Origin of the sequence: Pseudomonas sp. LAP_36 (assembly GCF_019456785.1) — a bacterium.
Lineage (GTDB): Bacteria > Pseudomonadota > Gammaproteobacteria > Pseudomonadales > Pseudomonadaceae > Aquipseudomonas > Aquipseudomonas tritici.
The window spans coordinates 496,847-518,656 of the sequence record NZ_JAHZMS010000004.1; the positions used below are offsets into that span (position 1 = coordinate 496,847).

Here is a 21,810-nt window from a genome sequence, read left to right on the forward strand (position 1 = left end):
CTCCGTATTTCACAGTAATGTCGCCAGAGTGCGCAGTGTTGTTTCAACACTGTCCTGAGGCATGCCAAAGTCCACCAGCCCCGCCACCTCGTCGATGCCTTCACGCTTGAGCTGCTTGAGCTGCGTCAGGCACTCGGCTGCCGAGCCGAACAAACCGTAGTGGTGAAGGTATTTTTCCACGCCCCACTTAAGAGCGTAGTCCTGCTTCTTGTCCGTCGTTTCTTGGCCCTGCGCCGGTGGCGCATTAAGGTTTTCCGACAGCTGCATAAACGCGCGCAGGTAGCCCGCCAGCGCGGGTCGCAGGCACGGCGACAGCGATTCCCGCTCTTCTCCGGCCTGGGTATGCATCATCAGCGTGATCGTACCGCCCGCCGGATCCAGCCCAGCGTGGTGACGTGCAAGGCGATAGCTGGCGCAGTTTTCCTGCAACTGGTCACGGGTTTGTGAGATCAGGTGCGTCAGCACATTCAGGCCGCGCTTTCCCGCCTCGCTGAACAACAACGGATTGCTCCCCGTCGTGACCCAGACCGGAATCGTGGCCTGATAGGGCGGTGGCCAGGTTTGCAGCGTGACGGGTTCCGGTTGCCCCGGCCGGGACAGTTCGTGGCGTGTTACGGACTCGCCGCGCCACAGCGCCTGAATCTGCTCCAACGAAGAAAAAAGCACCGCATGACGGTCGCTGTAGTTCTGCGCATTGAGCACGAAATCGTTGCGTTGCCAGCCCGAGGAAAACGCAACGCCGGCGCGGCCGCGAGACAGGTTATCCACCAGCGCCCATTCTTCAGCGACGCGCAACGGATCATGCAGGGGCAGCACCACGCTGCCTGCGCGGATCCCGATACGCTGGGTACTCGCGGCCAGCGCAGCGCTGACCACCGAGGGGTTGGGGAACATGCCGCCAAAGGTGTGGAAGTGTCGTTCAGGCGTCCAGATAGCATGAAAGTTGAGCTCATCCGCCAGCCTGGCGGTGCTCAGCAACTGTTCATATTTTTGCGCAAAGCTGTCGCGGGCCACGTCCGAAAAACAAAACACACTAAGTTTCGGGATGGCATCTCCCGCCAGGTCAGGCGATGCATTCATGCGCAGTGGCTCTGTCTACAGATTCAAGGGTGAAACAGATAGTGCCCCTGGGCATCACATTCAGACCGTACAGCGGTGTGAGTGCGGCGGGGGCGGTCGATGGCGCCAAGCTGAAATGACAATGGCTGCACAGCGTTTCAACAGCAGTGGTGAGTTGGTCCAGCGCGAGCGCCATGCCTACGCAATTGCGCTTCCCCACGCTGAAGGGCACAAAGTGCTCCCGGGCAATTTTGCGGCCTTCAAGAAAACGTTCTGGCCTGAAACTCAGCGGCTCGGGCCAGTAAGCCGCATCGCGATGGATCAACCAGGGTGAAAACAGCACTTTGGTTCCGGCTGGCACGCTGACGCCGTCGATCTCCAGAGGGGCGAGGGTGCCGCGCTCGAAAAACGCCGTCACCGGGGTCATGCGCAACGATTCCTTGACGATGGCGCTGGCCATGTCGCGCGTTCCGTGGCGCGCCTCTTCAAGCACCTGGTTCTGGTAATGCGGGTGCTGTGACAGATGGGTCAGGCACCACAGCAGCGCGATACCGGTGTTATCCACGCTGGCAACCAGATTACCCAGCAACATGCTGATCGCCCGTTCCCGTTCCTGTGGGTTGGCCTTGATATCGAGCGCCTGGCAAAAACGTTGCAGCATGTCGACGTTCCCGCCGCCGTCTCCCGTGATCAACGGCCCGATCATGGCCTCAAGTTCCTCGCGGAACGCGGTCAGGGCCGGGTGTTGGCATAACGCGGTGTAATCCTCGGTCGGCTCGTCGACAATCAGTTGCAGGTAGATCGTGCGAAAGTGATTGATCAGGCGATCCAGCTGCAGAGGACCCAGCGTGGAGCCGACGAACCCTTGCGCAACACACATCAACGCCCATTGCAGGCAGATCTCCCGCATGGAACCTGTCTGCGGGTCCTGGAGAATGTCCACCAGCCACTGCGCGGCATGTTGGGTGCCTTGTTTGAGTAACACTGATTTGGGATTGACCAGCGGTGCGGTGAGCTTTCTGGCCAGGTGCCATTCTTCACCTTCCTGCGCGGTGATCAGCGACTGGCCCAGTAATAGCCGCCTGGCTGACTGGCCGTTGTCGAGCTCCTTGTGAAAGTGGCTTTCGTTCTCAAGGAAAAACCGGATATGTCGCGCGCCAGCCAGCAGCAGCACTTCATCCTTGCCCTCACCGATCCAGACCTTGTCCCCGTGCTGGCGCACGGCAGCCTCTGCAATTTTCAGAAAGCCCAGCTGCGCAAACTTGGCTGCGGACGGCTTGACGATCGCAATCGCATTGGGGTTATTGAGCATGGACAGCCTCCGGTAAGGCGTCTGAGGTAATGGCGGCGCAACCTACCCAGCCTCCCAGGCCCACCGATAGCAGCAGCGCAGGGCGGCCAGTATCGTGCGGGGCGTAGCGGTCGAGCAGGAGCAGAGGGTCCGCGGTATAGCAGTGCCCACATTGGCTCAGCAGGTCAGTGGCGACCGATCGGTCGCGGTTTTCTGGATGGCGCAGCCAGGTTTGCCAACTGAGGCGGTTGATGTTGTGCGGCAGCAGCCAGGCACGCTTGCGCACGTCGTCGGGGTAGGACGACAGGGCATGTTCGACCAGGTGGTTGTGGGACTGATAGAAGCGCTTGGTGTCCTCGCGAGTACCGTCCAGGCCTTGCCAGAACCCAGGATGATAAAAGCACTGGATGCCTGACACCCTGCGTTGACCGCCACCGGGTTTGAGCAGGGCGGCCACGAAGCCGTCGGCAATCATTGTGCAGCCCGGGATATAGCGCTCGGCCAGGTCAAAATCAGCGAGCGTGTCCCCCGCCAGCAGCGCCACGCAGCGGTGTCTGCCGCTTGCCAGCAATCGTTCGGCCAGCCGCAACCCCCAGAACAGGGTGGCGCAGTTTTGCTGGTTGAGCGTCAGCAGCGGTGCCTGCACGGCGATAAAGTCTGACCGTTGACGCAGGGCTGACAGGTTGACGCTTTGGCGCACGGAGGGAGAGGGCAGGCCCTGGATCAAGATGACCGCATCAATCTGCTCCCCTTCATCCAGGCTCTCGCCCAGTTGCTGGAGCAAGGCGTGAAAGCAGCCCTCGGCACTTTCCTCATCCGCCAGGGTCGATGCCTCCCGCATGCCGAACAGTTGGCCAAATGTGCGGGCTTCTGACGGACTGCCGCCGCGATGCGCGACGACCTCCTCGAGCGACACGCGAGTCGAAGGAATATAAGTGGCCAGGGAGGCAATGTTCATCGTGGACCCTCTTCGGCTGCGAGCCCGCACAGGCTGATCCCGTTATCATTTTCGCTGATCAGCAGGTAGTCACGTTGCGGCTCCCAGAAGGTACGCAGCGCAACGAAAGGGGCCGCGCACAGCAACCTAGGGTTGATGGCAAACGAGCGAGCGCCGGCATGCGCGGCCTCCAGTAGTTGGGCGGGGCCGATCAGCGTCAGGCGTTCGTGGGTCAACCCCAACTGTTCAACGGCGTGAGCAAGGTACTCGCTGGACCATTGCGCATGGCGCGCGCGCCTGAAGCCCCGGTAGCGCAAGCCACGTTGCTGCTTGTTGAACAGGCAGACGCAGGCATTGTTTTCCGGTTGCAGGGCTGCCATCAGCGGCGAGGCATACATCAGGTTTTTCTGCTCGGCAATCAGCAGTAGCCCATCCTCGTTTTTGCCGGCCAGACAATCATTGAGGCCGTCCAGCGCATACAGGCCGGCGTCCGCTCCGCGATCGCTGATCGCCAATGCCAGGCAGGCGGAGAGTCCCAATTGATGGATGGCGGCATTCACCACCGAACTGCCCATGTGCAGGTCTGGCGTCCAATGCGCCATCAGCACGGTTTTCACTCGCGCAGGCGTAATGACGTTGGCCAGCCGGGGCAGCAGCACGGCGATCATATCGCTGAAGGAGGCGCGCTCCGTGCTGGTGACCCACTCCAGCGCCCGATCGTCCTGCGGGCTGAGCGTCTCACCGTTCGCCCGAAAGAAATGCTGCGTATAAGAACGCCAGTGCGGGATATGGGGGTCTGACTCGGGCATGGCCGGATCAGTATGGTGAAACGACTGGAACACGATATCGGCAGGATCGAGGCAGAGTGTCACAGGCTGGTCCCTTGGGTTACGGGCGGACGGAAGCTATTGAGCAGGTGAATGTGGCTGGTGCCCTCCATGTACTCAAACGCAAAGCTGTCGCGATAGCGCTTGCGCAGCAAGCGATCTTCCAGCCAGTCATCGCGGTTGAGCCAGTGGGGCAGGTGGCACGCGGTTTCCTCGACCAGGCGGGTAGCATTACGCTTGAGTTGGCTGGTGAGGGCGTGCTGATGCTGGCCGTTGCTGTAGCCTTCTGCCACGGTCAGCATTTGTTGGTAGATCGCGTGGTATTTTCGCCACAGCCGCGCGACCGAGCGCCTCGCAATGGCCGGCAAGGGACGGGTGTCGAGGGCGGTAAGCAAGCCAAATGTGGTGCCCAGCGCCATGGCGGCCACCATGGGACGATGACGCTCGAATACCAGGCTCAACGCGTTGAGCCCCTGCAGGAGTTCGCGCCGCTCGTGCCCCAGAATATCGTCTTCCTGGACGCGATAATCCTTGAACGTCAGGCGTGTTAAACCCGCACCTGCCAAACCGACGGTACCCAGTGGCTCACGCAGTAAGGCGGGCTCGGTTTCATCAGGGAAAACCATCACCAGGCGCTGGCTTTGTTGATAGCGCGCAAACACAAGGCCGGCGCTTGCCAGCATCGCGCCCCCAATCAATTTTTTGGTGCCGTTGAGCCGCCAGCCCTGTTCGCTGTGCGTGAGCTCAGTGGAAATGGCCCCGGCATCTGAACCTATGTCGGGCTCCGTGACGGCAAAGAATGTCCAGGCCGGGCGTTCGGCAAAGCAGGCAAAGAAACGTGTCTGCTGCTCTTCATTGCCCAGGGTCAGGATGGCCCGGGTACTGAGGGATGCGCCCGGCAACAGCATCATGGCGCTGGCGTCCGTTCGGCTCAGGTATTCGATGATTTGCAAGTGCCAGGGATAGCTGACATTGGAAAAGACCGGCGTTTCCCAGGGGTTGAACTGTGAAGGTATGCCGATACAGGCCAGGCTTCTAAGCTCTAGGTCATCCAGATAGGCGATCGCCAGTGGGAGATTGCTTTCCTCGAGCTGTCCGGCGGCAAGAAGTCGCTCTGACAGCGCGTAAAGTTGTGGGTAGCGGCGGGTGATATCGCTCATGGGTGGCTGCGTTCGCATAGAGGAATAACTAGGCGTTAACTTAATCGGGCCGCACATCCGGGTATTGCTCGAGGTTGCAAAAAACGGGGGTTTCATTGCCGGCAGGTAACTCAAGCAACAGCGAGGAAAAGGTGGCGCCCATGCCGACGCTGACCAGCATCACTTTGGCGCCGGGAGCAAGCTGTTGCCCACGAATGAGTGCGGCGAGATTGAGGTAGGGGTCCGCGCCAAAACAATGGCCATAGCGGGGAACATTCTGCAAAAACACCTTTGTGCGGGGGATAGCGAGCGCGTCGGCTATTTTCTGCCAGGACGACAGGTTGACGTTGTGCGGGGCTATCCAGTCCAGGGCATCCAGCGCGCAGTCGAACTGCTGCGCCGCACGGCGCATGGCCGTGCTGACGAAGTCGAAATAGGCATCGGCGAATTCCGGGTTGGTCCTGGGTTCATTCCCCTTGTGTTGACTGAACTGGCCGGCCTGCTCACTGTGCCGGGCAATGACCCTGGCGCGGTCTCCTGATCGACTGAGCAGCACGGCACAGCCGGCTTCGCCCATGATGGTGGTGTCGTCCAGAAGCTCCACCTTCGGGTGGAAGGCTTTCTCGCCGATCAGCAGTAGCGCGTATTCCCCGTCCTTGAGGCGGCTGCACAGATATTCCACGCCCGACAACGAGGTTGCACAGTGGCCCATCGTCAGGCTGGCGTACTCGGTGTCGTGGGCAAACCCGCAGGCGTCGAGTACGGCCCTGCCGGTCTCGTGAAACGGCCGCAGGGTCGGCACGGTATGCGCATGCACCACATGCCGGATGCGTGCGACGACGTCAGGATGAGTGGCGACGAATTGTTCTAGGAGCTGGCGTATCAGGTCATCCACCGTACCGGGATGACGCGGGAAGCTCTCCAGGCCGTAGAAGCGTGAAAACATCCTGACATCCAGCGCGGTCAACCCAAGGGTGAGGCCGGCCTCGACCAGTGACGTGCGCTGCTCGGGAATGTGAAGGGTGATGGATTCAATATGCCCCAGCATGGGTGTTCCCTTTTTCATGATTGGCGTCTTTCGCGCCGAGAAACCCGGCCAGCACTTGCTGGGTACGCTGGTGCGAGAGAATTCCCAGGTGGCCTGTATTGTCGATGATATGCAGTTGACTATCCGGCAACTGAGCATGAATTTGCCTGGCGTCGGCAGGGTTGATTCGTTGGTCTTGCGTGCCGTGCAAGATGAGTGCACGTGCCCCGTGGAAGGTGTACGGGTGTGCGGTCTGCAAGTCGGCGGGCATGGGGTAGCGGCTCTGGTAATAGCGACCGAGCAGTGGCAGGTACTGTTCGTCTGCCTTGAGCAGCGTCAAATAATGCTGCAACAGGCTGGACAGTGATGCCGGGGCTGACAGCAGTGCTACGTGGTTGAGAGTAAAACCCAGCCAGTGCGCCATCGCCGTGATTAGCCCGCCGGCCGAGTGGGCAACCACGGTATCGAACGGGCCGTATCGGGTCTGCATTGCCAACAGTAAGGAGCACTGGCCGGGCAAATCGCAATTGGCCGGCGCGAGAGGATCATGGCCCAACAGGAAGGGGGTGTAGACCCTGTATCCCTGGGCCTGCAGCACTGCTTGCAAGTCAGACATCATCATCGGATGACCACCCCAGCCGTGCAGCAACAGTGCGCTTTTGGCCTGTGGGCCGTGGTTGTCCTCTATCAGCACCCGGCTGTGGTATTCGCCGCAGGTGAGCACCTCGGCCTTCAGGGTCGCCAGCTGTCGCGACTCACCCGGACGCATCGGCAGCAGGGTGGGTTTGGCGAGGCGCTCGATCAATGAAGCAAACTGGGTATCCATTGCTTGCCCCTAGGCTTGTGCAGAAAAGATCAGGTAGTGCAGCGTCGCCAGTTGGGGCGTCGGGTCACCACTCAGGCGCTGCAGCGGGTCATACAGATACAGCAGGCGTTGCCCGGGTTGAAGCAGGGTGTTAGCCAGAGAACCGGCGTAATGCGGATCAAATTGCCCACTGCACACGCCCCAGATTTCGATGAAGCCCGGGCATTGGGATATCAGGCTTTGCAGCAGGGGCGTTGCACCGCGCGCTGCCGGGTGCAGGCTGTCGTAAACCAACTGGGTCGGGTACGGCTCACTGATGACGCGGCGGCACAGGTCCACAGCGGCCTTGGCGTGCAGGCGCTCGCCGCAATCGATGTGTGGCCAGTGTTGATACCAGCGCGCCTGGGTCGATAGCTCCCGGGTAGCAAGAAAGTGCCGGCTGTCCGGCGTGATGGCTTCACAGGTACTGACGATATTCAGTTGACCCTGCACGAGAGGGGCGAGCGTCATCGGCACTCCTGGCTGGCTGGTCGGGGTGAAAAACGCTGGTTCAGGCGGTGGATCTGTCGTGTGCCTTCGGTGTACTCAAAGGCTTTTACATCACGAAATGCCTGCCACAGGGTTGCCGGTACAGGCTGAGCGTCTGTGGGGAACGCGTGGATCAGTTCACTGACAATTTCATCGGCGAGGATCACGCAGGCGGTTTTCACCATGCCAGGGCTTTTTTCCAGGGTGTGCTGCTCATCGACTTGCTGACAGACCCTCGACGCCTCACGGTAAGCGGCATACCAGCGGCGCTTCATATGCGACAGCCGTTGTGACTGTGCCGGGGTCGGCGTGACGCAGGCTTGCCATTCATGCAATGCGCGTCGCGCCACTCCCAGCGCCAGGGCGCCGACGCAGGGGCGCAGCGCATCGAACGTGGCCATCGCCGACTGCGCAAAACGCTGGGTCGGTTTCAAGTGTTGCCCGAGCAAATCCCCTGCCGGGATAAACAGGTTGTTGAACTCCATCAGCGCCAGGTTTGTACCGTCAAGCCCTGTCAGTTCAAGGCGGTGGCGGGTGATGGCCGGGTCTTGTGGCGAAAACACAAAAGCATTGATCCCCAATTGCCCCGGTGCGGTACGCGCAAATACCACACCGGTTTCGGCGATGACACCGTTGCCGATAAACATCTTGCGCCCGCAGATAAGGTACCCGCCGTCAACCGGTGTCGCTGTGGTCTGCATGGCCCCGGCATCGCTGCCCTGTGTAGGTTCGGTCATCGCAAAACAGGACCAGCACAATGCCTTTTGGAACTGGCCGAAGAAGGCATCCTGCTGCTGTTCGTTGCCCAGCCCGGCCACCACATAGGCGGCCATGCTCGGCCCGGGTGCGCTGAATATCAGCGCCGGGGAGAGGAAACCGATCTGCTCGTAGAGCTCATAGCGTTCAGCCAGGCTGATCACCTGACGGCTTGGCGGTACCTGGTACCTTTGCGGCAAGCCGAGATGGTTCAACGTCGCCGCGAACGACCACTGCTCCATGATCTGCCGTGTGTCGCCGAAGTTGCGCAGTTGGTCGGCAATCTGCTGGGCGTCTGCGCCCAACGGGCAGGATTGCCCGGCGAACGTGTCATCGTAGAGTTGACTCATAGCGGGCCTGACATGATTTCAATGACCCCGGCATCAGGGTGATAGAGGTGGCTGGAGCGGTGGTTGCTGTCAAAGGCGTTGAACGGGCGTGTCAGTACGATCCAGCCGGCGCTCTTCATGACGTTGAATTGCTCATCAAAGTCATCGACTTCAAAGCAGATGTGGTAGGGCAGCGACGACTTGCCGGATTTGGCCAATAGCTCGCGCAAGGGAAGATTGTTTTCCAACGGTTCGACCAACTCTATCTGGCTGTGCCCGTCATCCGTTTCCAGCAGGGTGATGAACACTTTTTGTGCGCCAACATATTCTTTGTATCGGACGATAACCGGGAAAAACGGTTTAACCGCGACAGCCGTTGCGTCGCTGTCGCCCACCACATAACCGATATGACTAAAACGCATCGCGACGCCCTTATCCTTGGGGAAAACGATTGACGCCGGCGCCTGTCCGGCGCCGGTGCGTGAGTGATGGGCATTTTCGCCGTGGTGGCGGGAAGTTTTTTATATGTGCTTGCAGGTGGCCATCAGCTGACGGACAGCGGCTCTTTGTGTTGATCCACCAGCTGTTGGCGGTCGATCTTTCCATGCAGTGTCACGGGGAAGGTCTGACAAAAGAACAGGGATTTCGGGATCATGTAGGCCGGTAATTGTTCTGCCAGGAACTGGCGCAGTGCGGCGCGGTGGGTTGCACTGTCCTCGCGCAATTGAATGAAAAGTTGCAGGTCGATGACCTTACCCTCTTCCTTGATCGGCACCGCGCAACACTGGGTCACCTCCACATAGCGGCATACACTGCTTTCAATTTCGGCCAGCTCGATACGGTTGCCGTTCAGTTTCAGTTGCCCATCATCCCGACCGTGGATAAACAGCGATTGTTCGTTATCCAAAAAACCCCGGTCACCTGTGGCGTAGTAACGTCCGAACTCGTCATGGCTGAATGCACTGTTACGTGGGTCGTCCTCAGGCAAGTAGCCCAGTGCGACTTGCGGGCCGTACAAACGCACTTCGCCTATTTCGCCTGGCGGGAGGCTCTGACCCTCGGCATCGACGATCCTGATCCCGGTCAACCCGCAGGCAGCGCCAAGGGACAGTAGGCCTGCGACGTGCTGGGGCGGCTGGCCAAGCTCGAAGGTATGGGTCATGCCGGTGGTCTCGGTCGGGCCATAACCGTGCATTACCTCCAGGCCCGGGAAACGCGTCTGCAACTGGGTCACCAACCCCAGCGAGGCGCGCTCGCCGGCCATGAAAAACCGCTTCAGGTCCGGAAACTGCTCCCCGCTGAACAAAGGGTCCTTCAACATCAAATCGACAAAGCTTGGCGTGGAGAACCAACTGGTGACCGGGCTTTGCGGATAGCGCGACATCAGGCGGATATTTTGCCGCGGCAGCATGTTGTGGCGGTGATCCAGCATCAACAGGGCTCTGCCCTCGCACAGCACCGGGAAAAGGTCGAGCAAGCCCATGTCGAAGGAGAAACAGGCGTGGCTCACATGGCATCCGTGTGCGATACCGTCACGGATCATCGGGCTGTACCAGATCGAGAATGCGGCGAAGTTCTCATAGCTGACGACGACACCCTTCGGTTCACCGGTGCTGCCCGATGTTGGGAGAATATAAAAGGCTGGCTGGGTCAAATTGGGTTCGAGTGGCAGTGATGCCGGGTCGCCGTTCTCCAGGGTGGAGGTCACCCATTGGGGCCAAGGGTCCAGACCCTCGAGCTTCTGGGGCGTCGCCGTGAGGATCAGCTCGGCGCGGGTCAGCCGGGCAATTTTTTCAATTCGCGCAATGGGGTTGGACTGGTCGGCAAAGCTAAAGCAGCAACCCTGGCTGATACACGCCAGCATGGCGGCCACGGCATCCATTTGCTTGTGGCCGTGAACCAGCACGTTACGGCCTGCCCATGGTGCGAGCACCTGCGCAATCGCGGCGGTGCGCACGCCCAGTTCGGCAAAGCTGTAGGTGCCTTGCTCGTTGATCAACGCGGTCGCTGTGCTCTGATATTTCAGCCGCTCAAACAGCGGTTTGATTTGCGATAAAAACATATTTTTCTCCGTTGTCCAAAGCCAGTTGGCGGGCAGCTGAACGATCCAGTTTGCCGTTGTGATTGAGTACGGTGCGGGGCGTGCTGTACCAGTAACGCGGGATCGCCCACGGGGGGAAATGGGCTTGCATGGCGTGGCCAAGTTGTGAAAGTTCGCAGGTTGCATTGAGGATCACGCAGGCCTGGATTGCCTCTGCGTTGCCTTTGCGCCAATACGGCTCTACCACCGCATCGGCGACCAGGTTGCGGTCGCGCAGGAAACGTTCGATTTCATGCAGGTCAATACGGTATCCCTGGATTTTGACCTCGCCATCTTCACGCCCCAGGAAGTAGTACCAGGTGCCATCAAACAGGCCGATATCTCCGGTGGCGTAAGTCGGCTGCCCATCCGCATGGCTGAAACTGGCCTGACGCGCAGGCGCTGCATTGAGGTAACCCGGGCCGACGCACTTGCCGCTGATCAACAGTTGCCCGCGGCCAGCAGCGTCCACGGGCTGGGCCAGTTGCAGCACTGCGCCGGGCCTGGCGCGACCGATCGGCAGGGGCAGTGACGAGGTCACCATGTCCTGGGTAATCAGCACTTGTGACGCCGCCACGGTACATTCGGTAGGGCCGTACGTATTGACCACCTCACTGCCTGGGAAGCGCGTCCACAGCTGGGTGACGATCGCTTTGGGCAGCGTTTCACCGCAGAAGATAAACCGGCGCAACTGCGCCAGTGTCTGCCCAGTGAAGGTCGGGTCCAGCAAGTAGAGGCGCATCATCGACGGCGTAGATACCCAGCAGGTCAATGCCATCTGTGCATGCTGGGCAATCATTTTGCGGGTGTTGATCAAGTCTCTATGGTCGAGCACCGACAGCGGTTGCAGAAACTGCCAGGCGAGCCAGATTTCAAATAGGGAGACATCGAAGCAATACCGCACATTTCCGGTGATAGCCCCATCAAGTGGAAAGTCGCTGCGTATCCACGCCACGAAATCGACTAAATTGGCCTGACTGACCTGAATGCCCTTGGGCTCCCCGGTGGTTCCCGAGGAAAACATGATGTAAGCCAGCAGGGGGCCGCTTGCGTTGTCTATCCACTTGCGCGTGTCGTCCAGCAAATGCCGCAGCGCTGCAGGGGCATGGTGCTGCCACGGCAAGGCGGCGAGGTCAATCACCTTGGCATTGGTGGCGTACAAGGGAAGGGCGTCGGTGTTCAGAATCAAACGGGCGCCGACCGTACGGGCGATCCGTTCCAGCCGCTCGGGAGCGTTGTCAGATTCAACCGGCACAATCGGACAACCACACAGCAGGCAGGCCCACCAGGCCGCCAGGAAATCGAAGGATTTGTGGCCATAAACCAAGACCGGCGCCAGCGGCGTCTCGCTGCGTGACGGCTGGCGCACTATTTCAATGGCGATATCCTGCGCGCGGTGGGCGAGCGCCGCGTAGCTGTACGTCATTGAGTGGTGGCGCCATGCGGTATGCGCTTGATCCTCAAAGCGCATAAACACCGTTATGAGCTCAGACCAGGCGTCCATTCATGCCGCCCGGCTGGCGAGTTTGAGTTCGATGAAGTTCGACAGGCTGCCCACGGTCTCGAAGTGCTGGTATTCCAGTGTGGCCGGGTCGAGCACCAGGTCCTCGATGCGCTCCTCAAGGTACATAATGAGTTCGATATACAAACCGCTTTCAAATCCCAGGTCGCGCTCCAGGTGTGTGCGCGCACTCAGCTCCGAGAGGTTTGACGTTTCCAGAACCAGCCCGATGGCTTCAATAATGGTTGGCGTATACATGTTGGCTCCCTGTTTGTTGTGTGCTCCCGACGTTCAGGCTGTTCTCCCGGTGCGGCAGTAGGGCGGACAGCTGGCCGCGGTCAACTTTCCCGTTATTGTTTTTGGGCAAAGCCTCACTGAAGTAATAGCGGTGCGGCCGCTTATAGGCTTCAAGATGAGCCTGGCAAAAGGCTTTGAGCTGCGCGGTGTCGAGGGGCGCGACGCATTCGATACAGGCCACGATTTCGTCACCATAGACAGGGTGGGCAACACCGAGCACTGCGACCTGGAGCACTCCCGGCATGCGTTTGAGTACGCTTTCGACTTCCCGGGGAGCGACTTTTTCGCCATTGGTTTTCAGGATGTCATCGCTGCGCGAAAGGAAATACAGCAAGCCCTGCTCATCCAGCCGGCACACGTCGCCGGTGTAGAGGACCGACTCACCGGGCAATGGGCCAGGCCGCAGCTTCTTCGCGGTCTGCTCCGGGTTGCGCCAGTAGCCGCGCATCACGGTTGCCCCGCGGATCACCAGTTCACCCGTGGCATTGCTGCGGTGTGCAACGCCGCTGTCGTCCACCACCCAGAGTTCGGTGTTCGGGATGGCATAGCCCACGCTGTCTTTGTGCTGGGACAACAGGGCCGGGGGAAGCCAGGTACAGCGATGGCACTCGGTCAGCCCATACATGGAAAAAATCTCGGCTTGCGGGAAGAGCGAGACCAGTAGGTCGATGTCGCTCGCGTGCAGTGCCGCTGCGGTGTTAGTGATTTTGCGCAGGGAGGAAAAGTCATAGCGCTTGGCCAATGGCGCAATGATCGCCAGCAGTGTGGGAACGATCGGCAGGATGGTTGCTTGGTGCTTGACCAGCTGTTTGAGGGCAAACAATGGACGGCTGAAATCCTTTTCGATAATCAGCGTTGCGCCCACCTTGGTCGCCATGATCGCTTGATACAGCCCATAGTCGAAGCTCATGGGGATCGTGCAGAAAATCCGGTCGCTGGCTGCCAATTGCAAATAGGTGGCGACGGAGTCCGCCGCGCTGAGCATATTGCGCTGGGTCAACATGACCCCCTTGGGGTCGCCCGTCGAACCTGAGGTGTAGATCAGGCAGGCCAGGTCAATATCCAGTGCGCCCTCGACCACCAATGGCATCGCTGAGGTGATTGCCGCCATTTGTTGCAGGGAGAGCAGTGACGAATGACTTTCTGGCGCGTCGGGAACCTGGTCAAACAGCACGCGTAGTTCAAGGTCATTTGTCGCCGCTGCCAACGCGGCGGCTTGCCCTGACTGGGCAATCAGCAGGTGCGACGCTGCGTTGTCGAGTAACCAGCCGACTCGGGCCAGCGGCGTGTCCGGGTTTACTGGCACAAACACGGCCTGCAAATATTGCACGGCCCAAAAGCAGACGACGAAATCCACCCCGTTCGGCAGCCAGACCAATACCCGGTCGCCGCGTTCGACCTGCAGCTGGCGCAAGTAGGCGGCCGTATTGATCACGCGTTGATGGAGCGCGGCCCAGGTCACGGCATGTTCACCCTCGATCAGTGCTGTGCCCTCAGGGCACTGGTGTGCAGCGTGCACCAGCCACTGGGTCAAATGGTTTGTGCTCATGTCTGATCCTCATTATTCAATTCAAGAACGACGGCTGCAAAGGTGCCCGCGATGCCGGACGCCACGGCGAGAATAGGGCCTACGGCTACAGCGTTATCGCGGTGCGTCAGCAGGCTTTTCAGGTTGAGGAACGTGTCGCTGCAAAAGCAATGTCCCAACTGGTACAGATGACGGCGGTAAATGATGTCCCGGGAAAAGCCTGCTGCGTCGGCAATCCTGTCGAAGGTGGGTGGGCTGATGTGGTACGGGATCAGCGTACGCAGCTCTTCAGGACGTCGGCCCGCGTTCAGCAGCGCGGTGTTTACGGTTTCCAGCATGGTGGGAATGAAGGCATGATCGTAGGCGTTTTCACGTTCGCGACTGGTCTCGCGCGTCCGTGTGCCGTAGGCGGCCAGTTGCTGGACATGCATGCCACTCATGCATAAGGCGCCGGGCGAAGGACGTGCGCTGAGCAGGGTGGCGCAGAATGCTTCGCCGAAAAAGCCATTCTGATTGACGTATTGCACGGTGCCGTGGAAGCACTTTTCCCCCGTGATCAATAGGCCGCAGACGTTTTCCTGCCTGGCGTGAGCCGCTGCCAGTTTGGCATCGAGAAACTTCAGTCCGACCAGCGCCGACGCGCACGACGCTTGGGTAACAGAGAAAAACTCTACCTCTGTGCGCCCCAGAAAGCTGCGCACCTTGTTGGCCAGGACAGGCCCAAGATCAAAAGGGCTGGGGCTATTCAGAGAGTGCGCCCAGACCACATAGCCAATCTGCTCGAACAGTACCGGGTCACACTCGGCCCGGAACTGTTGCAAAAGCTGCATCATCAGGTCAGGCAAACCCCCGTGTTCAAACAGGCTGGCCGACTCCATCCGATGAAAACGGCCAAAAATTCGCGTGTTGCGCTCACCCCAGGCATATTTTTCTGCCAGCGCGGACAGCGGCGTGAGGTCTGCAGCGACCAGGCTGGTTATCGTATTGATATACATCTCAGGCTCCCGCCACAAAGCCGGCGCAGGACAGAGAGTCGCCCTGTGCCAGCATCAGCAGAATACGGTGGCTGCTCGGCGCAATTTGTTCCAGCCGAGCCCAGGGGGCACAAGACAACAAAGACTCATCCCAGCTCTCGATACGGTGGCTCGCCAACGGCGCATGCTGGCGCAACTGTTCGGCAAAAACCGGCGTGGTCAGGATCAGCAGGGGCAGCCGGTCTTCGCTGGGCGTGAACATAGCCAGCGTGAGGAGTAGGGCATCCAGAGCCTGGCGCGTGGCCGGAAAAGGCACCTTGCGATAGTGTTTGAACGCGATGCTTCCAGGTTGGCCGCCGGCCCGTTCGCTCGGCACGCTGCGCAACAGTACAACGCAGGCGCTGGCTGCTGGGTTGAAACGGGCCAGGCCAGGGCAGTCATACATGATGGCGTCCTGGTCGGCGATCAACAGCAAGGCCTTTTTTTCACGGTTTTCACGGTGGCTGTCATCGAGGTAATCCTCAATGACCTGCAGTGCCAGGAACGTGCTGCTCAAGCCGTGATCGCTGAGAGCAATACCAAACGCATCATGGGCACCGGTCTCATGAATAATGGCGTTGGTTACCGAGCATCCTACCTCTACGTCCGGCGTCCAGTGGGCGAGCACCACCAGATCCAGGTCTTTGAGCAGGGCCTGGCTTGCCAGCTCGCCGACCAGCTGTTTGAGCATGACCTGGAATGCCTGGTTCTGTGCGGCGTACCAGCGAAAGGCATGGGCGTCCTGGGCCTGGCCCACATGGCCATGGGAGTGAAAAAAGCCGTTGACGAAGTCCTTCACGAGCTTCAGTTGTGCGTCGTCGACGGCGGGCGTGGTGGTTGGTTTTTCGAACTGGCGCCATACGATATGGGAACTCGCAAACTCAAGGGACATGGCGATTCCCTCAGGCCTTGGCCAAAGACAAACGCTGACACACCTGCGGAGCCAGCATGGTGTCTACGCTATCGGCTGTGCGGATCAGGAAGGCTTGGTCGTTTTCGACAAGCACTTCGGCCGGGTGACCAAAGCTCAAAAAGCCCACCGGCGACGCACTGGCACCATAGGCCCCGGAATGCGCGATACCGATCAGGTCTCCCGAACGAAGCTCAGCCAGCATGATGTTCTCGCCCAGCAGGTCCGTGGGCGTGCACAGCGGACCGGTCACTTGGTAGCGATGCAGGTCACCGGGCCGGGACGGGCCGAGGCGCGCCATCGGGAAATTTCGACGGATCAGGGAGTTGATGCCGGCAGCGCTGCCGTGGCAGTTTGCACCGCCGTCACACACCGCAAACCACTCTTCACGGGACGGTTTGAGGTAGTTGACCCGCGTCACAAAAATGCCTGCGCGTGCAATCAGGAAGCGGCCCAGCTCAATAACAATTCTGCAGTGTGGAAAGGCCTGTCGATAGTTATTCATCAGCGGAAGCAGTGCCTCGCCCAGGGCGGGCAGGTCGAGCGCTTTTTCCTTGTCGAAATAGCGCACGCCAAAGCCACCACCGACATCCACGAAGTCGAGGGCGATTTCATAGGTTTGCTGGAGTGTGGCGGCCAGTGTCAGGATATTTTGCGTATTGTTGGCAAGGGCCTGCCAATCCAGAATGCGCGTGCCAAGATAAATATGGATGCCCGCCAGGCGCAGTTGCGTCAACTGCCCGAGCAGGGCGAATGCCTGCGGCAATAGTTGCTCATCAATACCAAATTGTCGGGGCTTGCCACTCATCACCAACTTGGCTTTTTCGCCAGTGAAGTCGGGATTGATACGCAGGGCAATGTTTTGGATTACGCCCAGGCCCGCGGCAATATCATTGAGCAAGCGCATTTCTTCGATGGACTCGACCACCACGGCTTTAATGCCCGCCAGGCAACATTGCGTCAACTCGTTAATATGTTTTCCCGGTCCGACAAAAATGATATCGCTTGGTGCCACACCTTGGCGTAGTGCGATTTCCAGTTCCACCAGGGAACACACTTCACAGCCCGTCCCCGCCTCATGCAAGAGCGCAACCAAGGTTTTATTCGGGTTGGCTTTCAGGGAGTAGAAGTAATCGATGTCGTGGGGGAGCGAGCGTTTGAGCTCTGCAAAGTCTGTTTTTATCTGTGTGGCACTGTAGGCATAAAACGGCGTGGGTACGTAGTCTGCCAGCAGCTGATAGGAGATGTTTTCAATTTTGTCGGTGTGGATATAGCGACTATCAGGCGCAAAAGCTGACATGACTGAATTTCCCGTTCAATAACGATTCGATTCGATTGATATCTTTAAAGTTGTCGAACAGATCGTCATCGAGAATATCGAAGAAACTCTCGGAATTACCGGCGGTGGTGTCAACCCATTCACCAATCGCCGAGATAAGGCCAACTAAGTGGATAGAGTCCAATAGCCCCTGCGGTCCATAGATGTCTGCACCGTGGTTGATGGCCTGCAACTTATCCTGAGCAACGCCCAGGTTATGCAGCGATGCGAGTATAAAAGCCCGTGCCGTGTTTTCTGATGCGCTCATGAATGTGACAACCCCTTAAACGTCGTAGGCGTGATCATAGCCATGGCGTACACGGAGATTTGCTTGAAATTGCAAGGGCGCGCGTCGCTATCTTCTTATTGATAACGCCTGTTTTCGCAACGAGTGCGAAGCCTGTTTGGACCGGTCTCTTGAAGCTTTAATATCAGTCACAGCGTGTGCGCTCCGGTCCTGTCTACGACGGCGAAAGTTGCTCACTCAGCAAATCGAAACAGCGTTGCGCCGCCGGACTCAGCCCCATCCCGCTGCGACTGATCAATCCGATCTCCCGGTTCACCCCTGGGTGATCGATATTGATGCGCTTCAACCCTTCCAGACTGTCCGCCGCCGACTCCGGCAGCACACTGATCCCCAGCCCCTGGCGCACCAGCGCCAACACGGTCGACATGTAGTTGGCCTCCATTCCCGCGTTCATCGTCAGCCGTGTCTCGTCAAACAGCGCATCCACGTGCTCACGCACACTGCTGTCGCGGCCGGTGAGGATGATCGGCTGGTCCGCCAATTGTTCCAGGGTCAGTTGGCGATGGCGGGTGAGGGGATGATCCAGCGGTACAAACGCACACAAACGATCATCCAGCACCGGTACGAATTCCAGGCCGTGGCTGAGCCGTGCGCGCACGCCGATGCCGAAATCCACTTCGCCGGAACGTACTTGGGCGTGAATGCGATGGGCCACCAAGTCATGCAGGCGTACTTCGATCCCGGCAAAACGCTCGCGAAACAGGCGCAGAACCGGCGGCAGCGAACCGGCACACACCGAGGGCAGGGCGGCGATGGTGACCACGCCTCGGCGTAAGGCGGCGAGGTCCCGGGAGCCGGTGACGATGTTGTCCAGGTCCAACAGCAGTTTTTCCATGGGCCCGCGCGCCTCCAGGCCGGCGGCGGTGATACTGACGTGACGTGGGCTGCGGTCGAGCAGGGCGACGCCGAGCCAGTCTTCCAGCTGTTGCACCTGCACGGTCAGCGCGGAAGGCGACAGGTGCAGCTCATTGGCAGCCTTGGTGAAACTGCCCGTGCGGGCCACGGCAAGGAATGCCTGGATGTGTTGGATACTGTTCTTCATTTTGTTTTTCCGAACACCAGCTGGTGAATATTCCAATTTACAAAGACTAACCCGCTTCCAATACTCCAGGGAAAACAATAACCGGCCACAAAGGCCGCTCTGGAGTAACCCATGCTCGCTACCCTGGGTGTCATCACCATCCTGTGCCTGCTCGCTGCCGTCATGAGCAAACGCCTCTCGCCGCTGGTCGCCTTGATCGCTTTGCCGATCATTGCCGCGCTGCTCGGTGGGTTCGGCCTGCAAACCAGCGCCTTCATCATCACCGGTATCAAGAACGTCGCCCCTGTGGTGGGCATGTTTGTGTTTGCGATCCTGTTTTTCGGAATCATGACCGATGCCGGCATGCTCGACCCCATCATTGATCGCATCCTGCGCACGGTGGGGACGCGTCCTACAAGGATCGTCGTGGGTACCGCGACCTTAGCGTTGCTGGTGCACCTGGACGGCTCCGGCGCGGTGACCTTTCTGGTGACGGTGCCGGCGATGCTGCCGCTGTACACGCGGCTGGGCATTGATAAGCGCATCCTCGCGTGTGTCTGCGCGATGGCGGCCGGGGTCAACTTCTTGCCGTGGACCGGCCCGGTGCTGCGCTCCTCCGCGGCGTTACATGTGCCAGTGGCGGATTTGTTCCAGCCGCTGATCCCGGTGCAAATCGTCGGCCTGATCTTCGTATTTGCTTGCGCCTGGTGGCTGGGTCATCGCGAAGAAAAACGCCTGGGCCTCGGCGCCGGCTCGACCGTCGATGCGATGCCGCAGCGGGTGCTCAGTGACGACGACATCAAGCTGCGTCGCCCGCGTCTGTTCTGGGTCAACCTGGTCCTGACCGTGCTGGTGATGGTGGTGATGATTGCCGGCTGGGTCGACCCGGTAGTGATGTTTATGCTCGGCACCGTGGTGGCGCTGTGCATCAACTACCCGAACGTCGACGCCCAGCGCGCCCGCATCGATGCCCATGCCAAGACCGCGCTGACCATGGCCAGTATCCTGCTGGCAGCCGGCGTGTTCACCGGCATCATGCAAGGCACCGGCATGCTCAAGGCGATTGCCGAAGTGGCGGTGGCGCAGATTCCGGCCGGCCACGGCAAGTTGATCCCGGCGGTGGTGGGCTTTATTTCGATGCCGCTGAGCATGCTGTTTGACCCCGACTCCTACTATTTCGGCGTCATGCCGGTGATCGCTGAAGTCGGCAAGGCCTTGGGCGTCGACCCGCTGCAAGTGGCCCAAGCCTCATTGCTGGGCGTGCACACCACCGGCTTCCCGGTCAGCCCGCTGACCCCCGCGACCTTCCTGTTGGTGGGCCTGTGCAAGATCGAATTGGCCGATCACCAGCGCTTCACCATTCCGTTTCTGTTCGCCGCGTCGGTGTTGATGACCCTGACGGCGTTGCTCCTGGGAGTAATTTGAGATGAAAACCTTGCGCATCGGTTCCGGCGCCGGCTATTCCGGCGACCGTATCGAACCTGCCGTGGAACTGGCCGAGCGGGGCGACCTGGATTATCTGGTGTTCGAGTGCCTGGCTGAACGCACGATTGCCTTGGCGCAACAGGCGCGTATCAGTGATCCACAGGGTGGGTACGACCCCTTGCTGAGTGAGCGCATGCGCCGGGTGTTGCCCTTTGTTGGCCGGCCTGAAGGTCGCCGCCGCCTGCGGGTGATCACCAACATGGGCGCCGCCAATCCGGTATCCGCGGCTATTGAAGTGCGGCGGATTGCCGACGAGTTGGGCCTTGATCTTAAGGTGGTTGCGGTCGTCGGCGACGACGTGTTGCACGTGTTGCAGCCCGAGTTTCTGTTGGATAACGGCCAGACTGTCGGTTCCCTGGGCGAACGGCTGATTTCCGCCAATGCCTACCTGGGCGTAGACGGTATCCTGGAGGCGTTGCGCGCCGAAGCGGATGTGGTGATCACCGGGCGCGTGGCCGACCCGTCGTTGTTCCTGGCGCCGCAGATGTTTGAATTTGGCTGGGCGCCTGATGATTGGCGGCGTCTGGGGCGCGGCACGTTGGTGGGGCATTTGCTCGAATGCGCCGGCCAAGTCAGCGGTGGGTACTTTGCCGATCCCGGTTTCAAGGACGTGGATGACCTCGCGCGCCTGGGCTTCCCCTTGGCGGAGATCGATGCCGACGGCGACGCCTTGATCACCAAGGTTGCCGGCTCAGGTGGGCGGGTCAGCCGCGCCACCTGCGCTGAGCAACTGATCTACGAAGTACACGACCCGGCGGCGTACCTCACGCCGGATGTGACGGCCGATTTTTCCCAGGTGGGGTTTGTCGAGGAAAGCGTTGATCGCGTACGGGCCAGCGGTGCCGACGGCCGCGCGCGGCCCGAACAATTGAAGGTCAGCGTCGGCTATCTGGATGGCTGGATCGGTGAGGGGCAGATGTCCTACGGCGGCCCCGGTGCTGTCGCGCGGGCGCAGCTGGCGCGGGATGTAGTCCTCAAGCGCCTTGAGTTGATGGGTGTGAAGATGCAGGACCTGCGGGCGGAGCTGATCGGCATGGACTCGCTCCACGGCCCCCGCAGCACAGTTGAACCCTGGGAAGTGCGCCTGCGCGTGGCGGCCCGCTGTGAGGATCGCGGCGAAGCGGTGCGCGTTGGCAATGAAGTTGAAACGCTCTACACCAACGGCCCGTCCGGAGGCGGCGGCGCGAGCAAAAGCGTGCGCCAGGTGGTGGCCGTGGCGTCGTTGCTGCTGCCGCGCAATGCGGTCAACCCGAGGATCGAAGCATGAAGTTGCACACGCTGGCCCATTCCCGCACCGGGGATAAGGGCGATACGTCAAATATCTCGATCATTGCCTACCGTGCCGAAGATTATCCGCTGCTGTGCGAACAGCTCACGGCCGAACGCGTGGCTGAGTTTTTCGCTGGCTTGCGGGAACCGGGTGCGGCACCTGTGCGGCGTTATGAGTTGCCCAATGTGCAGGCGTTGAACTTTGTATTGCCGGGGATTTTGCGCGGCGGCGTAACCCGGTCACTGGCGCTGGATGCGCATGGCAAGTGCCTGGGTTCCGCGTTGCTCGATTTCGATTTGGTAATGCAGGACTAAATGTGGGAGCAACTGTCTTGATGGTTTTCATCAAGCCATTTTTTCCAGAGGCGGCAACGCTCCCACGG

General features: G+C 59.9%; 22 protein-coding genes. 3 read left to right on the top strand and 19 right to left on the bottom strand.

What is annotated here, in order from left to right:
• Positions 1 to 9: 9 nt before the first annotated feature.
• The 19 genes from JBO08_RS16970 to JBO08_RS17060 form a co-directional block, all read right to left on the bottom strand.
• Positions 10 to 1,080 (bottom strand): MupA/Atu3671 family FMN-dependent luciferase-like monooxygenase, encoded by a 1,071-nt coding sequence (locus JBO08_RS16970; RefSeq protein WP_065873355.1) that lies wholly within the window; start codon positions 1,078 to 1,080, stop codon positions 10 to 12.
• On the bottom strand, positions 1,064 to 2,371 hold the full coding sequence (locus tag JBO08_RS16975) for a cytochrome P450 (protein ID WP_065873354.1): 1,308 nt from the start codon (positions 2,369 to 2,371) through the stop codon (positions 1,064 to 1,066). Before JBO08_RS16975 ends, JBO08_RS16970 begins: the two co-directional genes overlap by 17 nt.
• Positions 2,361 to 3,308 (bottom strand): 3-oxoacyl-ACP synthase, encoded by a 948-nt coding sequence (locus JBO08_RS16980; RefSeq protein ID WP_065873353.1) that lies wholly within the window; start codon positions 3,306 to 3,308, stop codon positions 2,361 to 2,363. Before JBO08_RS16980 ends, JBO08_RS16975 begins: the two co-directional genes overlap by 11 nt.
• Positions 3,305 to 4,096 (bottom strand): hypothetical protein, encoded by a 792-nt coding sequence (locus JBO08_RS16985; RefSeq protein ID WP_189683649.1) that lies wholly within the window; start codon positions 4,094 to 4,096, stop codon positions 3,305 to 3,307. The genes JBO08_RS16980 and JBO08_RS16985 overlap by 4 nt, the downstream gene beginning before the upstream one ends.
• 59 nt (positions 4,097 to 4,155) lie before the next feature.
• Positions 4,156 to 5,370 (bottom strand): acyl-CoA dehydrogenase family protein, encoded by a 1,215-nt coding sequence (locus JBO08_RS16990; RefSeq protein WP_225930647.1) that lies wholly within the window; start codon positions 5,368 to 5,370, stop codon positions 4,156 to 4,158.
• Positions 5,315 to 6,319 carry a 3-oxoacyl-[acyl-carrier-protein] synthase III C-terminal domain-containing protein gene (locus JBO08_RS16995; RefSeq protein ID WP_225930646.1) on the bottom strand — a complete coding sequence of 335 codons (1,005 nt, stop codon included), beginning with the start codon at positions 6,317 to 6,319 and terminating at the stop codon, positions 5,315 to 5,317. Before JBO08_RS16995 ends, JBO08_RS16990 begins: the two co-directional genes overlap by 56 nt.
• Complete coding sequence (locus JBO08_RS17000) at positions 6,285 to 7,106, bottom strand: alpha/beta fold hydrolase (protein ID WP_065873349.1); 822 nt, start codon at positions 7,104 to 7,106, stop codon at positions 6,285 to 6,287. The genes JBO08_RS16995 and JBO08_RS17000 overlap by 35 nt, the downstream gene beginning before the upstream one ends.
• 9 nt (positions 7,107 to 7,115) lie before the next feature.
• Positions 7,116 to 7,595, bottom strand: coding sequence for a hypothetical protein (locus tag JBO08_RS17005; protein WP_065873348.1), 480 nt, complete (start codon positions 7,593 to 7,595; stop codon positions 7,116 to 7,118).
• Complete coding sequence (locus JBO08_RS17010; protein ID WP_065873347.1) at positions 7,592 to 8,719, bottom strand: acyl-CoA dehydrogenase family protein; 1,128 nt, start codon at positions 8,717 to 8,719, stop codon at positions 7,592 to 7,594. The genes JBO08_RS17005 and JBO08_RS17010 overlap by 4 nt, the downstream gene beginning before the upstream one ends.
• Positions 8,716 to 9,120 carry a VOC family protein gene (locus JBO08_RS17015; protein ID WP_065873346.1) on the bottom strand — a complete coding sequence of 135 codons (405 nt, stop codon included), beginning with the start codon at positions 9,118 to 9,120 and terminating at the stop codon, positions 8,716 to 8,718. Before JBO08_RS17015 ends, JBO08_RS17010 begins: the two co-directional genes overlap by 4 nt.
• A 122-nt stretch (positions 9,121 to 9,242) precedes the next feature.
• Positions 9,243 to 10,760 (bottom strand): AMP-binding protein, encoded by a 1,518-nt coding sequence (locus JBO08_RS17020; RefSeq protein WP_065873345.1) that lies wholly within the window; start codon positions 10,758 to 10,760, stop codon positions 9,243 to 9,245.
• Positions 10,729 to 12,282, bottom strand: a complete 1,554-nt coding sequence (locus JBO08_RS17025) for an AMP-binding protein (protein ID WP_065873344.1) — start codon at positions 12,280 to 12,282, stop codon at positions 10,729 to 10,731. Before JBO08_RS17025 ends, JBO08_RS17020 begins: the two co-directional genes overlap by 32 nt.
• Positions 12,283 to 12,537 carry a phosphopantetheine-binding protein gene (locus tag JBO08_RS17030; RefSeq protein ID WP_065873343.1) on the bottom strand — a complete coding sequence of 85 codons (255 nt, stop codon included), beginning with the start codon at positions 12,535 to 12,537 and terminating at the stop codon, positions 12,283 to 12,285.
• A complete protein-coding gene (locus JBO08_RS17035; RefSeq protein ID WP_256530426.1) occupies positions 12,515 to 14,110 on the bottom strand; it encodes a class I adenylate-forming enzyme family protein in 1,596 nt (531 codons plus the stop codon). Before JBO08_RS17035 ends, JBO08_RS17030 begins: the two co-directional genes overlap by 23 nt.
• A gap of 11 nt (positions 14,111 to 14,121) precedes the next feature.
• On the bottom strand, positions 14,122 to 15,099 hold the full coding sequence (locus JBO08_RS17040; protein WP_065945316.1) for a 3-oxoacyl-ACP synthase: 978 nt from the start codon (positions 15,097 to 15,099) through the stop codon (positions 14,122 to 14,124).
• Between the two features lies 1 nt (position 15,100).
• On the bottom strand, positions 15,101 to 16,009 hold the full coding sequence (locus tag JBO08_RS17045) for a hypothetical protein (RefSeq protein ID WP_065873340.1): 909 nt from the start codon (positions 16,007 to 16,009) through the stop codon (positions 15,101 to 15,103).
• 10 nt (positions 16,010 to 16,019) lie between these two features.
• Positions 16,020 to 17,327 carry a diaminopimelate decarboxylase gene (locus tag JBO08_RS17050; protein WP_065880812.1) on the bottom strand — a complete coding sequence of 436 codons (1,308 nt, stop codon included), beginning with the start codon at positions 17,325 to 17,327 and terminating at the stop codon, positions 16,020 to 16,022.
• Positions 17,308 to 17,613: a hypothetical protein gene (locus JBO08_RS17055; RefSeq protein WP_065873338.1), complete on the bottom strand. Its 306-nt coding sequence runs from the start codon at positions 17,611 to 17,613 to the stop codon at positions 17,308 to 17,310. Before JBO08_RS17055 ends, JBO08_RS17050 begins: the two co-directional genes overlap by 20 nt.
• Positions 17,614 to 17,806: 193 nt before the next feature.
• On the bottom strand, positions 17,807 to 18,694 hold the full coding sequence (locus tag JBO08_RS17060) for a LysR family transcriptional regulator (protein WP_065873337.1): 888 nt from the start codon (positions 18,692 to 18,694) through the stop codon (positions 17,807 to 17,809).
• Positions 18,695 to 18,805: 111 nt separating this feature from the next.
• Here JBO08_RS17060 and JBO08_RS17065 point away from each other — a divergent pair, with 111 nt between their 5' ends.
• From JBO08_RS17065 to JBO08_RS17075, 3 genes are read left to right on the top strand one after another with little or no spacing between them, the layout of a single operon-like run.
• Complete coding sequence (locus JBO08_RS17065; RefSeq protein WP_065880814.1) at positions 18,806 to 20,098, top strand: CitMHS family transporter; 1,293 nt, start codon at positions 18,806 to 18,808, stop codon at positions 20,096 to 20,098.
• A 1-nt stretch (position 20,099) separates the two neighbouring features.
• Positions 20,100 to 21,425 (top strand): acyclic terpene utilization AtuA family protein, encoded by a 1,326-nt coding sequence (locus JBO08_RS17070; RefSeq protein ID WP_065910855.1) that lies wholly within the window; start codon positions 20,100 to 20,102, stop codon positions 21,423 to 21,425.
• Positions 21,422 to 21,742, top strand: a complete 321-nt coding sequence (locus tag JBO08_RS17075) for a hypothetical protein (RefSeq protein WP_065873334.1) — start codon at positions 21,422 to 21,424, stop codon at positions 21,740 to 21,742. Before JBO08_RS17070 ends, JBO08_RS17075 begins: the two co-directional genes overlap by 4 nt.
• Positions 21,743 to 21,810 lie beyond the last annotated feature (68 nt).

Bases quoted from the DNA above. Each gene is read 5' to 3' on its own strand.
- JBO08_RS16970 (WP_065873355.1), bottom strand. From the start codon at position 1,080: ATGAATGCATCGCCTGACCTGGCGGGAGATGCCATCCCGAAACTTAGT.
- JBO08_RS16975 (WP_065873354.1), bottom strand. From the start codon at position 2,371: ATGCTCAATAACCCCAATGCGATTGCGATCGTCAAGCCGTCCGCAGCC.
- JBO08_RS16980 (WP_065873353.1), bottom strand. From the start codon at position 3,308: ATGAACATTGCCTCCCTGGCCACTTATATTCCTTCGACTCGCGTGTCG.
- JBO08_RS16985 (WP_189683649.1), bottom strand. From the start codon at position 4,096: ATGCCCGAGTCAGACCCCCATATCCCGCACTGGCGTTCTTATACGCAG.
- JBO08_RS16990 (WP_225930647.1), bottom strand. From the start codon at position 5,370: ATGAAACCCCCGTTTTTTGCAACCTCGAGCAATACCCGGATGTGCGGC.
- JBO08_RS16995 (WP_225930646.1), bottom strand. From the start codon at position 6,319: ATGAAAAAGGGAACACCCATGCTGGGGCATATTGAATCCATCACCCTT.
- JBO08_RS17000 (WP_065873349.1), bottom strand. From the start codon at position 7,106: ATGGATACCCAGTTTGCTTCATTGATCGAGCGCCTCGCCAAACCCACC.
- JBO08_RS17005 (WP_065873348.1), bottom strand. From the start codon at position 7,595: ATGACGCTCGCCCCTCTCGTGCAGGGTCAACTGAATATCGTCAGTACC.
- JBO08_RS17010 (WP_065873347.1), bottom strand. From the start codon at position 8,719: ATGAGTCAACTCTACGATGACACGTTCGCCGGGCAATCCTGCCCGTTG.
- JBO08_RS17015 (WP_065873346.1), bottom strand. From the start codon at position 9,120: ATGCGTTTTAGTCATATCGGTTATGTGGTGGGCGACAGCGACGCAACG.
- JBO08_RS17020 (WP_065873345.1), bottom strand. From the start codon at position 10,760: ATGTTTTTATCGCAAATCAAACCGCTGTTTGAGCGGCTGAAATATCAG.
- JBO08_RS17025 (WP_065873344.1), bottom strand. From the start codon at position 12,282: ATGGACGCCTGGTCTGAGCTCATAACGGTGTTTATGCGCTTTGAGGAT.
- JBO08_RS17030 (WP_065873343.1), bottom strand. From the start codon at position 12,537: ATGTATACGCCAACCATTATTGAAGCCATCGGGCTGGTTCTGGAAACG.
- JBO08_RS17040 (WP_065945316.1), bottom strand. From the start codon at position 15,099: ATGTATATCAATACGATAACCAGCCTGGTCGCTGCAGACCTCACGCCG.
- JBO08_RS17045 (WP_065873340.1), bottom strand. From the start codon at position 16,009: ATGTCCCTTGAGTTTGCGAGTTCCCATATCGTATGGCGCCAGTTCGAA.
- JBO08_RS17050 (WP_065880812.1), bottom strand. From the start codon at position 17,327: ATGTCAGCTTTTGCGCCTGATAGTCGCTATATCCACACCGACAAAATT.
- JBO08_RS17055 (WP_065873338.1), bottom strand. From the start codon at position 17,613: ATGAGCGCATCAGAAAACACGGCACGGGCTTTTATACTCGCATCGCTG.
- JBO08_RS17060 (WP_065873337.1), bottom strand. From the start codon at position 18,694: ATGAAGAACAGTATCCAACACATCCAGGCATTCCTTGCCGTGGCCCGC.
- JBO08_RS17065 (WP_065880814.1), top strand. From the start codon at position 18,806: ATGCTCGCTACCCTGGGTGTCATCACCATCCTGTGCCTGCTCGCTGCC.
- JBO08_RS17070 (WP_065910855.1), top strand. From the start codon at position 20,100: ATGAAAACCTTGCGCATCGGTTCCGGCGCCGGCTATTCCGGCGACCGT.
- JBO08_RS17075 (WP_065873334.1), top strand. From the start codon at position 21,422: ATGAAGTTGCACACGCTGGCCCATTCCCGCACCGGGGATAAGGGCGAT.